Below are 20,173 nucleotides of genomic sequence, written 5' to 3' on the forward strand. Positions count from 1 at the left end.
GGCAGCCCCAAGAAGAACATGCTTTCTGAAGGCACAGGAGAGATTTGCCATGTCCTTAGCCTCAAGTCTGCAAAACCCGACCACCGACATCACCCCCGAAGGCGACGATTACGAGACCGTACGCCGGGTGATCGAAATGCTGACGCTCGATTATCGCGAGCAGCCAGCGCTGGAAACCATTGCTGTCAGGCTCGGCCAGTCACCGACACAATTGCAAAAGACCTTTACCCGCTGGGCCGGGCTATCGCCAAAGGCCTTCCTGCAGGCGGTGACGCTTGACCATGCCAAGCGCCTGCTGGGAAACGAGGGCCTGCCGCTGCTGGAGACCGCGCTGGAGCTTGGCCTGTCGGGACCGGGGCGGCTGCATGACCTGTTCGTCAGCCATGAGGCGATGTCGCCGGGCGAATGGAAGGCGAAAGGCGCCGGCCTCACCATCCGCCATGCCTTCCACCCCTCCCCCTTCGGCCAGGCACTTGTGATGATCACCGATCGCGGCCTTGCTGGCCTCGGCTTCTGCGACCCCGGCGAAGAACCCGCCTGCTACGCCGACATGGCCGGCCGCTGGCCCCTCGCCCATTTCGTCGAAGACCGCGCCACAACCGAGATCTATGTGAAGCGGATTTTCGACCCCAATGCCTGGCAAGCAGAACAACCACTGCGCGTCGTGCTGATCGGCTCCGATTTCCAGGTGAGGGTCTGGCAGAGCCTGCTGCAAATCCCGCTCGGCCGCGCCGTCACCTATTCCGACATCGCGCAAAACATCGGCCAACCCACCGCCAGCCGCGCCGTCGGCGCCGCCGTGGGCCGCAACCCGATCTCATTCGTGGTGCCGTGCCATCGGGCGCTGGGCAAAAGCGGGGCGCTGACGGGGTATCACTGGGGGCTGACGCGGAAGCGGGCGATGCTTGGGTGGGAGGCTGGGTGCGTGGGGTGATTGACATACCGGTATGATGGAGGTCTGCTTTGTGGCCAAAGCGGATGACGTTCTTGCAGCGATACCGAAACTACTAATATCCAGACAGATTGACGAACGTGGATGGAGCTTACGAGTGAGTTTTTTAAAGCAGCGTTTTTCCAAGATTATATACATTATTATATTTGCCGTCGGAATCTTTAGTGCATATTTTTACTATCTCGTTGCCACCGACTACCGCAAGAATCCGGCCAGGGTCGCCTTCATCTTGAACATCTCGGAACTGCCACGGTCGGTCCGAGATATCGAATGTTCAGCAGGTGCAATCACTGACTTGATAGTCACCTGTGCATTCAGAGTTCACTCCGACGATTTTCAGCCCCTACTCAGCGGATGGCGCTTCAAGAGTGACGAGGTTTCCGGTGACGGAAGAGATTATGGGACAGACGCGAAAGTAGGCCCATCGTTCGATGCGGCGTTGCAGTATTCCGTCTATCCTGAAAGTTTCAAAAGGGGTGGCCGCGTCGATCTTGTGACAAACAGAGACCAGACTATGGTCGTGGCGAACCGATACGAGGAATAAATTCTGCTATGACCGCTATGGCCTTTTGCCGAAATAATTTCCGCATTCGGCCAGAGGTCACCATATGGTGCTTATGCTGGCTCAGATAGCCGCGATGGATAATTATATGAAGTCGTACATGTTGCTTTACTTGGTTACTGCGTTCGTCGCGCAATTCACATCGACAGCGAGTGCTGGAACTGCTGAGCCTCACATTCAACGTATTCAGGCAGCGATTGTGCTTAAGCAAGTCGTGGAGCCCATAATCGGTGAAGCGCAATGCAGGGCTGATAGCAAGTGCGTGATTATTTCCGACACTAATACTGGCGTTAAGGCCACTGTGGAACGCCGTGGCGAGGGTCCATATGGAGGTTCACGATTAACCGTCGATTGCCCTGGGGATTGTTCATTCGCGTCAGGGAAAATAACCACCTCTTTTTACAGCGAAAGAGAGTTTGATCTCTTTCGTGGCGCGGACAATCATATTGAGATACTTCCGGTTCTGAGGCCTAGAACCAAGCTTGGAAAGATAGTCCTAATCATCGAATAGGGGACACATTATCCGCTTGTGACGTAAACCGTCCGTGCCCTCAACCAACCACCCCAACAACGCCCGCGCCGCCGCCTCGTCCGTAATCAATGTATGACACCCGATCCGCTTGATCGTCGCCGACGATCGCAAGCGCTCGTTGATCAGGTGATCAACGGATTGGCCGTTAGCGCCTACCGGTCCCTCGCCCCCTAACAGGTCAAAGACGAATTGCCGTCTCCTCTTTTGCGGTTCTGATAATCATCATCGTAAAAAAGCGGGCGACATTCGTCTCATCAGCGAACAGCCTATCGCAAAGCCCCTCGAACTCCTCCATGTCACGCAGACGCAGCATGAGAACGACATCCGTTGCCCCTGTTACGGCATAGGCATGAGAAACTGCCTCTTCGGCGGCGGCCGCTTTGAGAAAGCGCCGCATATGTGGCTCTCCGTGCAGTTTTAGCTCCACGCTCACCAGCGCCTTGATTCCGCGTCCCGCCTTTGCCGGGTTCAAGACAGCGACAATTCTGTCGATGATCCCCGACTTCGTCAGCCGTTGAATGCGACGCAGGCAACTGGATGGGGACAATCCGACCTCATCCGCCAGAGCCACATTCGTGCGCGATGCATCCTGCTGCAAAAGGTTCAAAAGCTTTGTGTCGATCCGGTCCATCACCACAGCTTACCGGGCGAGGAGGCATTTGCAATAAAATTGCAAAGACACGCAATCTATGACCGCAAATTCGAAACGGATCAGGCTAGCAAAGTTGGTAGCCAAACAGGAACCTCCGATGGTGCTTTCAAAGCCTTTCATTCAAAACACGATGGACACCCTTCGGATCTACTGGGTCCTGATCCGCATTACAGTTCCGATCGCGATTGTTACGGAAGTTCTTTCCAGACTGGGGATCATTAAAGCGGTAGCGCCGGCCTTCGCGCCTATTATGAACGTGTTCGGGCTCCCACCGGAGTTGGGTCTGGCATGGCTCACCGGCATGCTTGTCGGTATATGGGGTGCCGTTCCCCTTATCTTCACCCTCGCTCCCGCATCAACTCTCAGCATCGCGGATGTAACCGTCTTTTCCGCTCTCATTCTTTTTGCGCACGGTTTGCCGCTTGAGCAGAAAATCATCCAGAAGGCGGGTCCGGGCATGACCGTGACAACGCTGCTGCGGATTATCGGCGCTTTGGTTTACGCATTCATCCTGCATCAGGTCTTGTCTGCCACCGGCTGGCTATCCGCTCCGGTCCATCCAGCGTGGCTGCCCGCAAGCAATAGCGCCACTTGGCCCGATTACTTTTGGGACCTTGGGCAGACGATGGTTTCGATGCTCGTCATTCTCTTCCTGCTGTCCTGGGGGCTTGAGCTTCTGAAGCTGGCAGGAGTGCTCAAGTTGCTAATGGCAGCCCTGTCGCCGCTCCTGCGCCTGGCCGGCATTCGTGGCGAGGCCGAACATCTGACCGCCGTAGGCCTTTTCCTTGGAATTTCCTACGGTGCTGGACTGCTCATTCGTGAAGCACAATCGAACCGAATAGAACCGCGACAGATCTTTCTTTCATGTGCCTTCATGGGCTTCGCCCACAGCATCATAGAAGACACGCTACTGATGATTTCGATTGGCGCTGACGTGCATGGCGTTGTTACCGGTCGGCTTGTCTTTGCGGTCGCCGCAACGGCAGTGGTTGGCATGGTGCTGCGCTCACTTTCTGATAAGGCGTTCTTTCAGCGATTGTTTCGACTGAACATCGTGAAAGCAGAGGCATGAACCAGGGCGTGACGACTTAGAACCGGCAGTCATCTTTTTGGCCTCAACCAACCAATCCCAACAACGCCCGCGCCGCAGCCTCGTCCGTAATCAACGTATGACACCCAATCCGCTTGATCGTCGCCGAGATTGCCGGCGCGCGATGCGCCCCACCTGACGCAATGACGATGTGTTTGGCTTTCTTCAGCGTATCGAGATCGATTGACATCACCCGTTCATTGATAGGGTGATCGACGGAGCGGCCGTTCTTGTCGAGGAAGTTGAACATGGTGTCGCAGACGCAGCCGGCTTCGATTAGCTCGTTCAGCGTGGCGCGGCTGATGAAGCCTTCCGAAAGCGAGGTGGATTGCGGGCGGATGTCGCCGCAGGAGACGACGGCGAGGTCTAGGTTTTCGGCGAGATCGTAGAGGGTTTTCAGCCCGCATTCCTCGATCAGTGCCCGCTTGGTGGCGATGCTGTCGACCAGCAGCGGTGCCAGGAACATGTAGCATTCGGCGCCCAATTGGCTGGCCAGCCGCCAGGTGTAGTCGATGGGGTTGGTCTGATGGACGGCGACGATGCCGCCGAGCAGCGAGACGACCTTGCAGTTTTCCCGGCGCGGCGGACGAAAGCCGGCGAGCGAGGCAGTCATGGTGCGGCCCCAGCCGACGCCGATCGTGGCATTGTCGGTGACGACTTCGGTGAGGAACTGGCCGAGCGCCAGGCCGACGCTGCGGGCAATGGCCTCGGCATCCTGGCCGCTGGATGAGGGCACGACCACGGCTTCGTCGAGCCCGAAGGCCTTTTCCAGCTTCACCGCCAGCTCGACGCAATCGTCGATGCCCTCGGCAATCCAGATCTGCACTTCCGACCGTTTCAAGGCTTCATCAAGCAGCCGGATCACCGTCGAGCGGCTGATGCCCAGCCTCTCGGCTACGTCTTTCTGGGTCAGACCCTGATTGTAATAGAGCCAGGCCGCCCGTAGCCTCAGCGAGGCGGCCTCCGAATAACTGCTCTGGGTCTCCCGGCGAAGCTTTGCCACGGCGCGCATTTCCCCCATTTCCTACAGCGCTGGGCGCCATAAATGGCGCACAAAGCTTCCCTGTAGCACTTTAAATCCAATGCATGAATTATCGCAAGCCATGCAACATATGTCAAATCAAACGGACAAATGTCTTGACTTCGGCGCCATCGCTGACGATATTCAGGAGGAAGGGAGGCGTGGCTGCAACACGGGTTTTTGACAGGAAAAACCGGAACGCAAGCGCCCGTCCCACGTTATTACATTCAACCGTATGACCTGAAGGAATTGACGGATGACCTCCAAACTCGAACAGCTTCGCGCCATGACGACGGTTGTTGCCGATACCGGCGACATCGAAGCTGTGGCCCGCCTGAAGCCGGTGGATTGCACCACCAACCCGACCATCGTCCTGAAAGCGCTCGGCACTGAAATGTTTGCCGATGCCTTTGAAGAAGCCATTAAATGGGGCAAAGCAAAGGGCGGCGCGTCCGACGCCGTGACCGCAGCCGTTGCCGACCGTCTGGCGATTTCCGTTGGTGCGGCGCTGGCCAAGATCGTGCCCGGCCGCGTCTCGACCGAAGTCGACGCCGACCTCTCCTTCGATACCCAGGCCTCGCTCGACAAGGCGCGCGCGATCATTGCTCAGTACAAGGAACGCGGCATCGAGAAGGACCGCATCCTGATCAAGCTCGCCTCCACCTGGGAAGGTATCCGCGCTGCCGAAGTGTTGCAGAAGGAAGGCATCGACTGCAACCTGACCCTGCTGTTTTCCAAGGCCCAGGCCATTGCCTGCGCCGAAGCAAAGGTGTTCCTGATCTCGCCCTTCGTCGGCCGTATCCTTGACTGGTACAAGAAATCGACGGGCGAAAACTATACGTCGGAAACCGATCCGGGTGTGGTTTCGGTGCGCCAGATCTACAATTACTACAAGGCGAACGGCATCGAGACCATCGTCATGGGCGCCTCCTTCCGCAATGCGGGCGAAATAGAAGCGCTGGCCGGTTGCGATCGCCTGACGATCAGCCCTGCCCTGCTCGACGAGTTGGACCAGGCCACCGGCACTCTGCCGCGCATACTCTCGCCCGAAAAGTCGACGCCGGACCCGCTGGTGTCGCTGGACGAAAAGTCCTTCCGCTGGGCGATGAACGAAGACGCCATGGCCACGGAAAAGCTGTCGGAAGGCATCCGCGCCTTCGCCAAGGACCTTGGCACGCTGCGCGGCATGGTCGCCAAGAAGCTGTCGGCCTGATCGGTTTTAGATCCAGATGAAAAGATGGCGCAGACTTCGGTCTGCGCCTTTTTTATACCCGCGAGTTTTATACCCGCGAGAGAGGGCTATTCGCCGCTATTGCCGCCTTGCGAAAAGGGATTGCCATAGCCGCCGCCATTGCCCCAACCCCCTCCTTGGTTGCCACCACCATAACCGCCTTGACCCTTGCCGCCATGTCCCTGTCCGCCTCTGCCTTTCCCGCCAGGACCGACAGGTATTTCGATGACAGGATCAACCGGCACGCCGCCGATCGTGCCCGGCGGATCGCCGCCGGTTTTCACCACGTAGCGGCCATCGACCCAGCCGCTGATACGGGGCCGATCGACGGTTGCGATCCGGCACCAGTAGCCGCCCTGGCTTTCCATGCAGTTCTGCATGTCGACGGGTGTGCCCTCCTGGAGCGCGTGGATGATGCGAAAGCGCGGTCCCGCGCCGGACAGAATCGGCAATTGTTGGCCGGGCTTCAACCCGGTTACGTGCCAGAGATAAGGATCGGGGAAATCAGGCGTGCCTTGCGCAGAACCGTCCAGGCTAGGCGCCGTGATAACAGTCTGCCCAAAGGCCGCCGAGGCAAGCATCAGGCCGATGGCGGCGGCGGCAACGACACGAAAACCGTGCGCGGCCTGACGCTCCGAGTGCGCTGGCTGAGAGTTGGCTGCATACCGCATGGAAGTCTCCTGTTGCTGGCCCCAGAGGTCAGGATCGAAAAGTGGAACCCGGTTTTCGGACATATCCGATGCGTAAACAAAACCTGGAGCATCGGGCAGAATCCGTTTCCTCGGTCCGCTGCTCTAAGATTCGGCGGATGGTAAACCCGCTGGCTGGACTGGTGCTGGACCGCAGTCACTATTTCGCGCGGTTTATAGCGCTTATCCGTTAAAGTCCGGTGGATGGCCGACAGTCGCCATGATGAAGCCTGCCCAGGGATATGTTTATCGCCGATTTGCCGCATAAAATCGGTTCGGGCGTTGTTTTCGCCGGTCGTTGGTGACAAAGTGCTTTAATAGCACCTGCGCTATTCCCCTTGTTTCAATCGGCCTCCCCTTTCGGACAGCCCCTCCCCGTTTGTTGATGTGATGAAACCGACTTCGCTTGGCTATGTCTACGCCTTTGCCGCCTACACCGTGTTTTCCATGCAGGATGGCATTTCCAAGCATCTGGGCGACAGCTATTCGCCAATCGTCGTGGCCACCGTACGCTACTGGGCCTTTGCCGCATTTGCGCTGGTACTGGCCGCGCGTAGCCGCCAGGGTCTCGCTGTGGCTGTCGTCACCCGCCATCCGATTTTGCAGATCCTGCGCGGCCTGCTGTTGGGCGGACAGATCGTCGTGTCGATCCTCGCTTTCCGCTATGTTGGTCTTGCCCATTCGCAGGCGGTGTTTGCAGCTGGCCCGATTTTCGTCGCGCTGCTATCCGTGCCGCTTCTGGGCGAACAGGTCGGCTGGCGTCGCTGGACCGCGATAATCGTCGGATTGTTCGGGGTGCTGCTTATTTTGTCGCCGCAATCAGACGGTTTCAGCGTGCTCGTCGTGCTGCCGCTGGCTTGCGCCTTGTTCGGCGCCATCTATGGCATTCTCACCCGGCTGGTAAGCCGCGAGGACCCGCCCGTCACCAGCTTTTTCTATATGTGCATGGTCGGCTTCGTTGGCGCCAATTGCCTGGCGCCGTTCTTCTTCTCTCCTATTGCCCGCCAGGACTGGTTCTGGATGATAGCGCTATGCTGCACCGGCATCGTCGGACACCTGTCGCTGATAAAGGCCTATGAATATCTGAATGCCGTGGTGCTGCAGCCAATTGCCTATTTCCAATTGGTGCTCGCATCCTTCATCGCCGTCAGTGTTTTCGGCGAGAGCCTGACGCGCAACATGGTGCTGGGCTCAGTCATCGTTGTCGGCGCCGGCCTCTTTACGGTGTGGCGCGAGCAGGTCGTGGCCAGGCGCAAAGCGCAAACGTCTCAATCTAGCGCAGAACTTACCCCTTGATTGAACCTCATGCGGGAAAAGCTTTTGTCTTCATTAACCGCGTCGGGCGATTGGTCGCGCTCAACCTCCACAGGACATGCTCAATTAAAACTTCCGCAACAAGACACTCCTAAAACAAAAGGGGTTTATATTGCCAGGTCGCTTTGGGAGCGGTCGCGGCCTTTGTCATGGAGTGCGAGTTGTCGTGAAGGGGCTATCGGGGAAATTCCGGCCATCGCGCAAACTGCTGCTGATTGTCGGCGGCATCGCTGTCCTGTGCGGCGCGACGGGGTCTGCCGCGGTCTATATCGGCCGTGAGACGCTTCTGGGCCCCTCCTATGCCGAAACGAACGGCCTGACCTGTACCGAGCTGCAATCCGCCACAATCAAGCGCAAAGACCGGCTCTGGATCCGCAAATATGTCACGACAGATGCTACCGACGGCCTGACAAGGGTCAAAACGGCACTGCGCGTAGCTCGTGCCGTGGCCGAAACGGAAACCGAAAAGCCTGATCTTATTCAGGTTGTCGTCCTCGACAAAAAAGGCCCCAAGGACCGGTCGGACGTGCGCGGCCGCGCCATCGGGGCCGACGTAATCTACGTGACCCACCCCGCCCATCTGGCCGACGCTACAAACATCCAGAGCCTCACGGCGCGCTATGTCGACAAGCCGGCCAACGCGTCCGGTGAATTCTACGGTGAGCGGGTCGAAATGTCGCTCGACGACGCCAATGCCCTGATGGCCAAGCTGACCGACAAGGCGCCCTGCGAAAAGCCTGTGGTGGCCTTGCCTGAAGGCGAAGGTAAAAAAGAGGGCGAAGGCAAGAAGGAAGGCGGCAAGAAAGGCGCGCACGGCAAGGAAGACGCCAAGGAAGGCGGCGCCCATGGCGAAGCTGCCAAGGAAGGCGAAGGCAGCGCCCATGGCGAAGCCGGCAAGGGTGGCGAAGCCGCCCCCGCTGAGGACGAGCATGGCGGCGAGGCCGCTGCCTCCTTGGAAAAGCCCGGCCTACTCGCCTCCCTGAAGGGCATGGTGTTCGGCACAGAGGAAAAGCCGGCAACCGATAGTCATTCGTCGGACGCCAAAGACGAAGCCGCACACCCCGCCGCTGGTGCAGAAAACCATGGCGACGACAGCGCTCAAAAACCGGCAGCAGCCGAATCCGATGCCAAAGCCGAAGCGGCACATGCACCGGCAGCAGCTCATGAACCGACAAAGGCACCGTCTGAAGAACCGGCGCAGGCCGAGGTCCATGGCGCAACCCCAGCGGCACCGCCCGTAGCCGCGGCCCCGCACGCCGCAGCCGCCGCGCCACAGGCACCCGCTGCTCCGGCACCCGCAAGCCCGGCTGCAACCACCGAGGCTAAACCGCAGGCAGAAGAGAGCAAGGGTTGGCTGACCTCGATCAAGTCCATGGTCATGGGTGCTGAAAAGCCGAAGCCTGAGGAGCCGGCACAGGCGAGCGCCGATGGTGCCAAGCCGCTGGTGGTCGAGCAAAAAAGCGAACCGGGCGCCCAGCCCTCGGTTCTGCCGCGCGGTATTTCGCTGCGGTAAGTTTTGAGAACAAGCCGTCTATGAAAAGCAATGCAAAAGGCCCGCTGCAAACATCTTGCAGCGGGCCTTTTTCAATTTCACCGGCGTGAGACTTTTCGGTATCAATCCGCCTTGGCGCGACGGGCCGGGAACAGAATGATGTCGCGGATCGACGGCGCATTGGTCAAAAGCATGATCACACGGTCGACGCCGATACCGAGACCGCCTGCGGGCGGCATGCCCTGATCCATGGCGTCGAGGAATTCATCGTCGAGTTGCTTGTCCTTTTCGCCACGGGCATGGGCCTGTTCGAGCTGCTCGACCATGCGCTTGCGCTGCTCTTCCGGGTCATTGAGTTCCGAAAAGGCATTGCCGATTTCCCAGGCGTTACAATAGGTCTCGAACCGTTCGACCAGGCGCGGTTCGCCCGGCACTTCCTTGGCGAAGGGCGAGATATCCTTCGGGAAATGCGTCACATGGCTCGGTTGGATCAGCGTGCCCTCGACCTTTTCTTCAAAGATGAAAGACAGACACTCGCCCCAGGTCCAATCCTTCTCCACTTCAAAGCCGGCGGCCTTGGCCGCAGCGCGGGCCTCTTCGTCGGTCTTGAGGCTCAGGAAATCGATGCCGGTGGCTTCCTTGACGGCGTCGGGCATCGGCACGCGCTTGAACGGGCCCTTGAAGGAGATTTCCTTGTCGCCGAAGGCAAATTCGGTCGAGCCGTGCACGGCCAGCGCCAGTTCGGCAAACAGCCGCTCGACGAGATCCATGATGTCCTCGTAATCGGCATAGGCCCAGTAGCATTCCATCATGGTGAATTCGGGATTGTGCCTTGTCGACACGCCCTCATTGCGGAAATTGCGGTTGATCTCGAAGATCTTGTCCGAGAGGCCCGAAACCAGCGTCCGCTTCAGGAACAGTTCCGGCGCGATGCGCAGATACATGTCCTGCTTCAGCGTGTTGTGGTGCGTCTTGAACGGGTCGGCCGAAGCGCCGCCATAAATCGACTGCAGCATCGGCGTCTCGACTTCCATGAAGCCGTCGGACTCCATGAAGCGGCGGATGCCGGAGACGATCTTCGAGCGCTGCTGGAAGCGCAGCTTGCTCTCCTCATTCGTCAGGATATCCAGATGGCGCTTGCGATAGCGAACCTCGATGTCGGTCACGCCGTGATATTTCTCCGGCATGGGCAGCAGCGTCTTGGTCAGCATGGTGATCTCTTGGGCATTGATCGTCAGCTCACCGCGCTTGGTGCGCCGCACCTGGCCCGTCACGCCGACGATATCGCCGAGATCGATCATCGGCAGCATGGCCCGCGCCTCTTCCGGCGTCGTGTCCTTGTGGCTGAAGATCTGGATCTTGCCGGAGGCATCGCGCAGGTCCATGAACATGCCGGAATTGCGCGAGGAATAGATGCGGCCTGCAACTGTGACCGTATCGCCCGATTCCGTATCCGGCGCCAGTTCCGCATATTTCTCGGCCAGCTCGGCGGTCGTGGCCGTGCGGTGGAAATGCGCGGGATAGACATCGCCGATCTGCTCGCGCAGCAGCGCGAGCTTCTGGCGGCGCACTTCGGTCGCGTCGGAGGAAAGGGCAGTTTCGGTCTTTTGTTCGCTCATCTGTCTTAAGTCCTGTACCCGAAGTTATTGCGCGCCGGCCATTGATGTCAGCACCTGGATCGCCACTTTCAGCCGCTGGCGCACGACGGAGCGGCCAAGCAGCGCCATGCTGTCAAACAGCGGCAGCGAGCGCTGGCTGCCGGAGACAGCAACGAACAGCGGCGGGGTGACGACGCGCAGCTTCCTGCCCAACCGGTCGGCAATCGCCCGCAGTTCTTCCTCGATGGTCGCAACATTCCATTCGAGGATCTTTTCGAGATCCGCCTGGACGGTCGTAACGATTTCGAGCGTTTCCGCCGGGCTGGTCTTCAAGCCGCCAAACGAGGCTGGCGTCAGGCCGACATCGTTGGCCAAGAGGAAACCGGCCAGCGGCGGCAATTCGCCAAGCTTGGTGATGCGGCTCTGGGCGAGCTTCAGGCCTTCCGTCAGCCGGTCGTTTTCCGAGGCCCAGGTCAGCACCCGGCCGAGAAATTCGTCCGGCGTCAGCTTTTCGCGCAGCCAGCGGCCATTCAGCCAGTCGAGCTTCTGGATGTCGAAGATCGCGCCGGCCTTGGACAGGTTTTCCGGATCGAACTTTTCCGTCAGTTCGTCCATGGTCAGCAGTTCCTCGCCTTCGGCGATCTGCATGAAGAACAAGCCAAGGAAATTCATCAGCGCTTCCGGCAGATAGCCCAGCGCCGAATAATAGGAAATCGAGGTCGGGTTCTTGCGCTTCGACAGCTTCGACTTGTCGGCATTGCGCATCAGGCTGAGATGCATGAAGACCGGCGGCTCGACGCCAAGATATTTGTAGATCAGGATGTGCTTCGGCACCGAGGCCAGCCATTCCTCGCCGCGCGCCACATGAGTGATCTTCATCAGATGGTCGTCGACCACATTGGCCATGTGATAGGTCGGCATGCCATCGGCCTTGAGCAGAACCTGCATATCGACGCTTTCCCACGGGATCGACACGTCGCCGTAGACGCCGTCGTGGAAATCGCAGGAGCCTTCGGTCGGCACTTTCAGGCGCACGACATGCGGCTCGCCAGCTGCAACGCGGGTTTCGACTTCCTCTGCCTTCAGATGCAGGCAAAGACCGTCATAGCCTGGCGGCTTGCCGGCTGCGCGCTGCGCCTCGCGCATCTGCTCCAGCCGGGCTGGCGAGCAGAAACAACGGAAGGCATTGCCTTCGGCAACCATCTTCTCAACGAAGGGCCGATAGGTTTCCTTGCGCTCGGACTGACGATAGGGGCCGTAGGGGCCGCCGACATCGGGACCTTCCGACCAGGTCAGGCCAGTCCATTTCAGTGCGTCCAGCACTTTCTGTTCGAATTCGGCTGTCGAGCGGGTCGCATCCGTATCTTCGATACGCAGGATGAACTCGCCACCATGCTTCTTGGCGAACAGATAGTTGAACAGCGCGATATAGGCGGTGCCGACATGCGGCTCACCGGTGGGAGAAGGAGCGATGCGGACGCGGACGCCGGAAGAGGTCATGATTTTGCTCGTGGTCACGAAGGGCGAGGATCGGGGGCGCCGAGCGCTCGCATTACGGTTGATTTGGAGATGTCGAAAAGCCCGGCTGATGCGGCTCTTTCGGCAATTCCTCTAGCTGGCCTTAGGCCATATCTGAGGCCAAGCGTCAAGGAAAACCCAAAATACCGATCCGCTATGGCGCGCGCATAAAATGTAGGACTTGGAGCAGGCTCAAACAAAACAGAAAAAATATCATGAATTGTGGAACCAATCCCGGCTCCGCTCGTTAGAGGTGTGGAATGAAGGTTACGCCTCCTGAAATGGCGGAGATAGGAAGCGCTGGGGTCCAGTTTTCTATCCCCACCCTGAAAGAGGAAGATGGGTCCGCCAACTCATCAGACCCTTGTTCTGTCTAAAGTCCCTCCGCCCGAAAGCCTGCGTTCCGCCGACGCAGGCTTTCGACGTTTCAGGACCCTGCTTTAAAAACCGTATTCTACACTCTGCCGCTGCTCACTTCAGCGGCCAGACCAGGATCAGCGCAGGAATGGTCACGCAGATGATCATAAGCGACAGCGGCAGGCCAAGACGCGGATAATCGCTGAACTTGTAGCCGCCCGGCCCCATGACAAGCGTGTTGCACTGGTGGCCGATCGGCGTCAGAAAATCGCAGCCCGCCCCGATTGCCACCGCCATCAGGAAGGCATCCGGCCGGTAGCCTAGATTATGGGCAAAGCTCGCGGCGATCGGCGCCATGACGAGAACGGTCGCGGCATTGTTGAGAAATGGCGTTACCGCCATCGCGGTAATCAGGATCACTGCCAGGGCGCCATAAGGCGGCAGGTCATGCGCGACCCGACCAAGCCAGCCCGCGATCACTTCCGTGCCGCCGGTGCTGCGCAAGGTGTCGCTGACAGGGATCAGCGCCGCCAGCATCACCAGGATCGGTCCATCCACTGATTGATAGAGGTCTTTCAACGGAATGACCTTGAAAACCACCATGGCCAGCGCTGCGGCAAAAAAGGCGATCGGAACAGGCGCGAGGCCAACCGCCGTAGAACCCATGGCGGCAATCAGGATCAGAACCGGGATCAGCGCACTGCGGGTGGTGCCGAGCAGAATCTCGCGCTCGGCAAGCGGCAGGCAGCCGAGTTCCTTGAGCACAGAGGGCAGCGCCTTGCGATGACCCTGCAGCACCAGCACGTCACCGGTGCGCAGGATCACTTCGGCCAGCCGCTCTTTTAGCCGGCGACCCTTGCGGCTAACGGCAAGCAGATTGATGCCATAGGTATTGAACAGCGAGATATCGCGGGCTGTCAGGCCCTGCAGCGCCGAACCCGGCCCGATCACCGCCTCGATTGCTGTAATTTCACCGCCCGCTTCAATCTCACCGCCTGATAGTTTCAGACCGGTCTGGCTGACCAGCCGGTCCAGCGCATCGGAGGGACCTTCGAGCAGAAGCGTGTCCTGCTCTTTAAGGATCATATCGGGAAAAGGCGAGATGCGGCTGTTACCCCGAAGGATAGCCGTGGCGATCACTTCCCCGCTTGCGGTCTTCAAGAGGTCCCGGAGCGGTTTGCCGGCCAGAGGCGAGGCTTCCGGCAGGCTAGCCTCGGTGGAGAAAGTGGAATTGCCGAGCGCTTCCTGCACCGTCGGGTTCTGGTTCTGGCGCTTGGGCACCAGCCAGTAGAACAGCATCAGGAAGACGACACCCGTCGCCGCCAGTATGGCGCCGACAGGGGTGAAATCGAACATGGTGAAAGGCGTGCCGGTCAGCTCGCCGCGCAGCTTGGAAACGACGATATTCGGCGAGGTGCCGATCTGGGTCATCAATCCACCGAGCAGCGCACCGAAGGCCATCGGCATCAGGAAGGTCGAAGGCGGCGTGCCTGATTTACGCGAAAACTGGAAGGCAACCGGCATCATGATCGCCAGCGCCCCGATATTTTTGATGAAGGCTGACAGCACCGTCACCGTCAGCACCAGCAACAGCATTTGCGCGCGGATCGAGGTGAGATTGGGAAAGAAACGCTTAATCGCGGCATCGACGAGACCGGAGCGCGCCACGCCGGCGCTGACCACAAGCGCGCTACCGACGATGATGACGATATCGTCGCTGAAGCCGGAAAATGCTTTGTCCGGTGGCACGAGGCCAAGCACGACGGCAACAAGCAGAGTCACACCTGCAACCACATCGTAGCGGACACGCTCCCACATGAAGGCAAGCATCATGAGGATAATGACGGCAAAAGCCATGATCTGTGGTGTGGTCATGCGTATCCGAACTGTCAGAGTCCGCCACACAATGTTCAAACCGTCGGATTGTTCCCTCTCCAGCGGCAATCAAAGGCCTGGAGCATTCAGTGTTTCACAGAGACAATGAATGCCCTAACCTTTTGTTTATGAAGGGTTTCGGGCTGGAAACCGTTTCGCTGTCTCACCTGGAAAAGCTCCGGATCATGCGACCTTTGCGATCAGCTTTTCCTCGAGCCGCGCCAGGATATCCTTGCACACAGCGTCATCCTTCGCGACGCCGTGCATGAGGATTTCACGAGCGGCAGCAATATCGGCGGGATCAGCGTAATAGGCGTGAAATTCGCCCAGCACCGCATAAGCCGCCATCTCGCCGGCCTCGACCGACAGTTCCAGCATCTCGCGCGCGCCCTCGAGGTCGACAGGACCGCCGATGCCCTTCATGCGGAAGCGGCCGAGATTGACCATGGCGATGGCATGGCCGTTTTCAGCAGCCATTTCGAACCACATCCGGGACTGGTTGAGATCGCCCTCTTCTTCGCCAGCGCCGGTCGCGGCAACGACGGCCATCTGGAACTGGGCGGCGACGTCGCCTTTCAGCGCCGCCTTTTCCAGCCACATCAGCGCTTCCGTGATATTGGCTGTTACGTCGATGCCGTGGCGATAGCGCCGCTCGAGATCGCGGCAGGCACGCCGGTCGCCCATGCGGCCAAGTGCGGTCAGCCAGCGAATACCGCGCGCGCGGTCACGCTCGGGATGCGCATCGTCGAGATAATATTTCGCCAGTTCCTCGATGGAGGAACGGTAGCCTTTGGCGGCAGCGGCGCTGAGCAGGCGCAACGCCTTTTCTTCATCCGCCTCAATACCAAGCCCGTTCAGATACTGCATGGCGAGGTAGTGACGGGCCGTGCTGTTGCCGGCTGCTGCCGCATATTTGAAGTAAGGCAGGGCGCGGGCGTAATCGACTTCGCCGAGATGGCCGCCGGCAAACAGCGTACCCATGCCGAGATGCGCGCGAATATTGCCCGCCGTCACCGCCGGCTCGTAGCACACCAGCGCCGTATGCGGATCGGCTTCGCCGCCGATACCTGATGCCAGCAGATAGCCTGCGAGCGCCGAGCCATCGACATTGCCGTTCTCATGGGCGCGCAAGGCATAGTCACGGGCCAGTTCCGGCTCGCAGACAAGCTGACTGACATCGCCATAAAGGCGCATCGCTGCCGGCGACGCAGGAATATCCGGATGCGGTGAAATCAGGAACAGCCGCGCGGCAAGCGACATCGCTCCGACATGGCCGGCATCCGCCGCATATTGTGCTAATCGCCGTGCCTCGGCGAGATCGGAAATCACCCCTCGCCCGCTCTCGTAGAGACGAGCAAGCTCGTAACACGCGCTGACATGGCCGCCGCGCGCGGCCTTTTTCAAGGCCGCCGCCGCAAGCGGCATGCGCCCGGCTGCAAGCTTCTTCATGCCGTGGCGATAGGCCTGGCGGATCGCAGCCCCCTTCAAGACAGGCGGCAGCACGGACAGGATATTTTTCATGGTTCGCGCATTCCCTCGCTGACGACAGGTACGACACGGTCGAACAGATAGGCAGCAACCGTCTGGTCCCCGACCACGACATCGGTCACCAGGGTCATGCCGGCAATCAGGTTGAAATCGACAGGATTGCTCTTCAAATGCGGGTCATCGATGGTGATCTTGGCAACATAGAAGCTGCGTTCGGAACCACCTGGGGCCGAAGCGCCATCGCTGCGCGAGACCTTCAAGCTGTCGGCGCTGACCGCCCGCACCGTGCCGCGCAAGCCGCCATAGCGGGCAAAGGGCCAGGCATCGAGCTTGATATCGACGGGCTGGCCGACCTTGATGAAGCCCTGGTCCTGGGTGGAAATTTCAGTTTCCACTTCAAGCCGCGATGCCTTCGGCACCAGCACGAACATTTTCTGGGCCGTCTGCGCTACAGAACCGATCGAGATATCGCCGATCTGCAGCACGGTCGCATCTTCGGGCGCCTTCAGCTCGATCAGGTCAGAGCGCTTGTCGGCCTTATTCAGTTCCTCGATGGCGGAGTTCAGCGCCACCTGCTGCTTGACCAGCTGGCCCATGGCATCTGAGCGCCACTGCTGCGCCTGATCTTCCATCTGCGATTTTACCGACTGGATATCGTGAGCGCCGCTTTCCAGCTTGCCTTCCAGTTCGCGGATCGTGCCGGTCACCTCAAGCACCCAGTCCCGCGCCTTCAGGCCATCGGCCTTGGATGCATATTTCTTCTCGACCAGCGCATTCTTCATCGCCTCGCTCTCTTGGCTGAGCGAAAGGCGCTGGCGATTGACGGTCAGTTCCTGCTGCAACTGCGCCTGCGTCGTCTCAAGCGAAGAAATCTTCGCCTTGTAGGTCGCCATGGAGGCTTCGTATTGCGACCGGCGCGCCTCGAAGAAGCGCCGTTGCAATTTGCCGAAACTGTCGCCGTCGCGCGGCTGGAAGTCACGCCCGTCGATTTCGGCCTTCAACCGATCGACTTCGGCCAAAAGGCTCGCCATCTGGCGGCTGGCCGAGGTCTGGTCGGCCTTGGAAAAGGTCGGATCCAGCGTTGCAAGCACTTGCCCCGCCTTCACGTCCTGCCCCTCGCGCACCTTGATTTCGCGCACGATCGAGGTTTCCAGCGGCTGCACCACGGTATTGGGCGCTTCGGATGCGATTCGGCCACGGGCGCTCACCACTCGCTCGATCGGCATGACGATCGACAACAGGATGGCGCTCGAAATCAGCGCGGCCACGGTCGCAATCGTCAGCCGTGCCGAGCGCGGCGGGGTCCGATGCAGGATGCTGGCGCTTTCCGACAGAAATTCCGCCGTCGTGCGAACCGCATAGCGATGCTCGTCAGGCGACAGCGTTAAGGTTTTCGTCATTATCTCTTCCCGTCGTCAGGTGGCGGTTCTGCTGGTTCCAGAGGTGGCGATAGTCGCCGGAGCGGCGCAGCAGGTCGTGATGGGTGCCGCTGTCCTTCAGCTGGCCGCGATCGAGCACCAGGATCTGGTCGCAATCAACGAGCGAGGACAGGCGGTGCGAAATCATCAGCACGGTGCGGCCTGACGCGATGCGCTTCAGATTGCGCAGGATGATCGCTTCGCTTTCAGGATCGAGCGCGCTTGTGGCCTCGTCGAAGATCAGGATCGGCGGATTGACGATCAGCGCGCGGGCAATCGCCAACCGCTGTTTCTGGCCGCCAGACAGGTTGCTGGCATGTTCCTCCAGCATCGTGTCATAGCCGCGCGGCAGCCGCTCGATGAATTCATCGGCGCCGGCCAATTGCGCGGCCTCGATCATTTCCTCGGGCGAAGCATCCGGCTTGGCGATCAGGATATTGTCGCGGATCGTGCCACGAAACAGGAAGCTTTCCTGCAGCACGACACCGATATTGGTGCGCAGATGGTAGAGGTCGACTTCCTTGAGCTCGACGCCGTCGAGACGGATCAGCCCGGAATAATTCTGGTGCAGGCCCTGCAAAAGCCGCGTCACGGTCGTCTTGCCCGAACCGCTGCGGCCCATCAGCCCGACGATAGACCCCGGCTTCACATGGAAATTGATGGCGTTGAGCGCCGGAACCGAGGTGCCGGAATAGGCAAAGCGCACATCCTCGAAGCCGATCCGGCCGGAGAATTCCGGGCGCACCCCATGCTCGCGCCGCACTTCCGGCTCCGCGTTGATGACCGAAGCGACCTGACGCAGCGCACCGCGCGCCTCTTCCATCTGCTGCATCATGCCGGCCATCTGCACCAGCGGCTGGGTGGCGCGCATGGCGATCATGGTGAAGGCGACGAGCGTGCCGGTCATGACCGTATGCTCGTTGACGATGACGAGATAGGCGCCGATCAGCAACGAACCGGCATAGATCAGCTTTTCCAGCGGAGCGAGCAACGTCTGCGGCTGGTTGGCGAGAAACAGGAGATTGGTCTGGTTGTTGACGGCCTCGGCGACCTTCTGGTCCCATTCGCGCCGCTTGCGGCCCTCCAGTGCCAGCGACTTGACCGTGCGGATGCCGTTGATCATCTCGATCAGCATCGCGGTGCGCCGATGCTCGCTGCCCATGACCTGGGCATAGGCCCGCCGGATCGGCTTCATATAGACATAGAGGATCAGGCCCATGACGCCGGCCAGGCCAAGCACCCAGAAGGTCAGGCCGGGGCTGAGCATGAACATGACGGGCACGAGCACGAACAGCGTCATCATATCCAGCACCGAGCCGAAAAGCTGGCCGGTGACGAAGGCACGCAGCCGGCGCGCTTCGCCAAGCCGATGGACGATGCCGCCAGTGGCGTTCTGCTCGAAGAATTCGATGGGTAGACGCGACAGCCGGTCGAAGATCATCAGATTGAGCCGGACGTCTATCTTGGCGGTGACGATGGCCGTGACGGTGCGGCGCATATAGCCGAGCATCATGTCGAACAGCAGCACGACCAGGATCGCAGCCGCCATCAGCGTCAGCGTCGACAGCCGGTGATGCACCATGACCTTGTCGATGACGACCATATAGAACAGTGAAGGCACGAGCGCGAGGACGGCGAGCGAAATTGCGGCAACGAACACGTCGCGCACCATCCGCTTGTCCTGCATCACTTGGGCGAGTAGCCAATGGAAACCGAATTCCTCGCGGGCGGTCTCCTCGACGACATCCCGCTTCATCAGGAGAACATGGCCGTTCCAGTTTTCCGTGAGGCGCAATTCATCGACCACCAGCCGCGCCGCCTTGGGATCGCCAGGGTCGCGAAACACCATGCGTGGGGTCTGGGGATCGTCGACAAAGTTTTCAAAGACCAGCAGCGAGCCATCGTTGAGTTCGACGAGCGCACCGACCGCACCTTCCAGCTGGCTGAGCAGCTTCCAGGTCATCCGGATCGGCTTGGCTTTTATGCCATGGCCCCGCAGGATTTCTGCAAGCTGGGCCAAGGAAAACGCGTCCTCGTCACCATAGTCGCGGCACAACTGCTCGACTGATAGGGAAAGTCCCAGTTTTTGCGCGGCAAGAGCCAATGCAGCAAGAGCGGATCTGACTCGGCTATCATCCGCCAGATCTCTGTCTTCTACATTCATCGACACACCTCATATCCAACGCCGAAGCACACATGGCGGGTTTCGCAAGGATCCGGCCGCATCCCACACGCGGTTGACGAACCCATTCCAGCCGACCGTAGAAGCCGAAGCTTTCGCCATGCTGGATTTCCATCGACACAGGTCGAATTGCATGGCCGCAAAACAGGCAGCGCGATGCGGCGGTTGATAACCGGTCGTCGGCCGTTCCGACCCCGGAAAA

The 20,173-nt window shown here is 59.6% G+C and carries 15 protein-coding genes; 6 read left to right on the forward strand and 9 right to left on the reverse strand.

Translation table 11 applies throughout. The annotated features are described in order from the left end of the window. Positions 1-49 precede the first annotated feature (49 nt). Positions 50-934 carry a methylated-DNA--[protein]-cysteine S-methyltransferase gene (locus BJF91_RS16300; protein WP_075615477.1) on the forward strand — a complete coding sequence of 295 codons (885 nt, stop codon included), beginning with the start codon at positions 50-52 and terminating at the stop codon, positions 932-934. Between the two features lie 31 nt (positions 935-965). Next, on the forward strand, positions 966-1,496 hold the full coding sequence (locus BJF91_RS16305) for a hypothetical protein (RefSeq protein WP_139310717.1): 531 nt from the start codon (positions 966-968) through the stop codon (positions 1,494-1,496). Positions 1,497-2,224: 728 nt separating this feature from the next. On the opposite strand, the gene BJF91_RS16315 is transcribed toward BJF91_RS16305, so the two are convergent. Then, on the reverse strand, positions 2,225-2,677 hold the full coding sequence (locus BJF91_RS16315) for an Lrp/AsnC family transcriptional regulator (RefSeq protein WP_075615480.1): 453 nt from the start codon (positions 2,675-2,677) through the stop codon (positions 2,225-2,227). Between the two features lie 118 nt (positions 2,678-2,795). On the opposite strand from BJF91_RS16315, the gene BJF91_RS16320 reads away from it, so the two are divergent. Continuing rightward, the gene (locus tag BJF91_RS16320; protein ID WP_075615481.1) at positions 2,796-3,770 is read left to right on the forward strand and encodes a nucleoside recognition domain-containing protein; all 975 of its coding nucleotides are present in this window, start codon (positions 2,796-2,798) and stop codon (positions 3,768-3,770) included. Positions 3,771-3,813: 43 nt separating this feature from the next. On the opposite strand, the gene BJF91_RS16325 is transcribed toward BJF91_RS16320, so the two are convergent. Further along, positions 3,814-4,791: a sugar-binding transcriptional regulator gene (locus BJF91_RS16325; protein ID WP_075615707.1), complete on the reverse strand. Its 978-nt coding sequence runs from the start codon at positions 4,789-4,791 to the stop codon at positions 3,814-3,816. Positions 4,792-5,065: 274 nt separating this feature from the next. Between BJF91_RS16325 and tal the strand changes: the two genes are divergently transcribed. Further along, positions 5,066-6,022 carry a transaldolase gene (gene tal, locus BJF91_RS16330; protein WP_075615482.1) on the forward strand — a complete coding sequence of 319 codons (957 nt, stop codon included), beginning with the start codon at positions 5,066-5,068 and terminating at the stop codon, positions 6,020-6,022. An 86-nt stretch (positions 6,023-6,108) separates the two neighbouring features. On the opposite strand, the gene BJF91_RS25180 is transcribed toward tal, so the two are convergent. After that, positions 6,109-6,711 carry an SH3 domain-containing protein gene (locus tag BJF91_RS25180; protein ID WP_075615483.1) on the reverse strand — a complete coding sequence of 201 codons (603 nt, stop codon included), beginning with the start codon at positions 6,709-6,711 and terminating at the stop codon, positions 6,109-6,111. A gap of 408 nt (positions 6,712-7,119) precedes the next feature. Between BJF91_RS25180 and BJF91_RS16340 the strand changes: the two genes are divergently transcribed. Continuing rightward, positions 7,120-8,025 carry a DMT family transporter gene (locus tag BJF91_RS16340; RefSeq protein ID WP_075615484.1) on the forward strand — a complete coding sequence of 302 codons (906 nt, stop codon included), beginning with the start codon at positions 7,120-7,122 and terminating at the stop codon, positions 8,023-8,025. 184 nt (positions 8,026-8,209) lie between these two features. Further along, positions 8,210-9,556 carry a prolipoprotein diacylglyceryl transferase gene (locus tag BJF91_RS16345; RefSeq protein WP_075615485.1) on the forward strand — a complete coding sequence of 449 codons (1,347 nt, stop codon included), beginning with the start codon at positions 8,210-8,212 and terminating at the stop codon, positions 9,554-9,556. A 101-nt stretch (positions 9,557-9,657) separates the two neighbouring features. Here BJF91_RS16345 and lysS read toward each other — a convergent pair whose 3' ends face one another. The 6 genes from lysS to BJF91_RS16375 all read right to left on the reverse strand — a co-directional run bounded on the left by lysS (position 9,658) and on the right by BJF91_RS16375 (position 19,953). Beyond that, the gene (lysS, locus tag BJF91_RS16350; protein ID WP_075615486.1) at positions 9,658-11,154 is read right to left on the reverse strand and encodes a lysine--tRNA ligase; all 1,497 of its coding nucleotides are present in this window, start codon (positions 11,152-11,154) and stop codon (positions 9,658-9,660) included. 24 nt (positions 11,155-11,178) lie between these two features. Further along, a complete protein-coding gene (gene gltX, locus BJF91_RS16355) occupies positions 11,179-12,633 on the reverse strand; it encodes a glutamate--tRNA ligase (RefSeq protein ID WP_075615487.1) in 1,455 nt (484 codons plus the stop codon). Positions 12,634-13,122: 489 nt separating this feature from the next. Continuing rightward, positions 13,123-14,883, reverse strand: a complete 1,761-nt coding sequence (locus tag BJF91_RS16360; protein ID WP_075615488.1) for an SLC13 family permease — start codon at positions 14,881-14,883, stop codon at positions 13,123-13,125. 183 nt (positions 14,884-15,066) lie between these two features. Next, positions 15,067-16,404, reverse strand: coding sequence for a tetratricopeptide repeat protein (locus tag BJF91_RS16365; RefSeq protein WP_075615489.1), 1,338 nt, complete (start codon positions 16,402-16,404; stop codon positions 15,067-15,069). Continuing rightward, positions 16,401-17,771: an HlyD family type I secretion periplasmic adaptor subunit gene (locus BJF91_RS16370; protein ID WP_075615490.1), complete on the reverse strand. Its 1,371-nt coding sequence runs from the start codon at positions 17,769-17,771 to the stop codon at positions 16,401-16,403. The genes BJF91_RS16365 and BJF91_RS16370 overlap by 4 nt, the downstream gene beginning before the upstream one ends. Further along, on the reverse strand, positions 17,743-19,953 hold the full coding sequence (locus BJF91_RS16375; protein WP_075615491.1) for a peptidase domain-containing ABC transporter: 2,211 nt from the start codon (positions 19,951-19,953) through the stop codon (positions 17,743-17,745). The genes BJF91_RS16370 and BJF91_RS16375 overlap by 29 nt, the downstream gene beginning before the upstream one ends. Between the last annotated feature and the right edge of the window lie 220 nt (positions 19,954-20,173).

Source organism: Gillisella taibaishanensis, from assembly GCF_001938985.1.
GTDB lineage: Bacteria > Pseudomonadota > Alphaproteobacteria > Rhizobiales > Rhizobiaceae > Allorhizobium > Allorhizobium taibaishanense.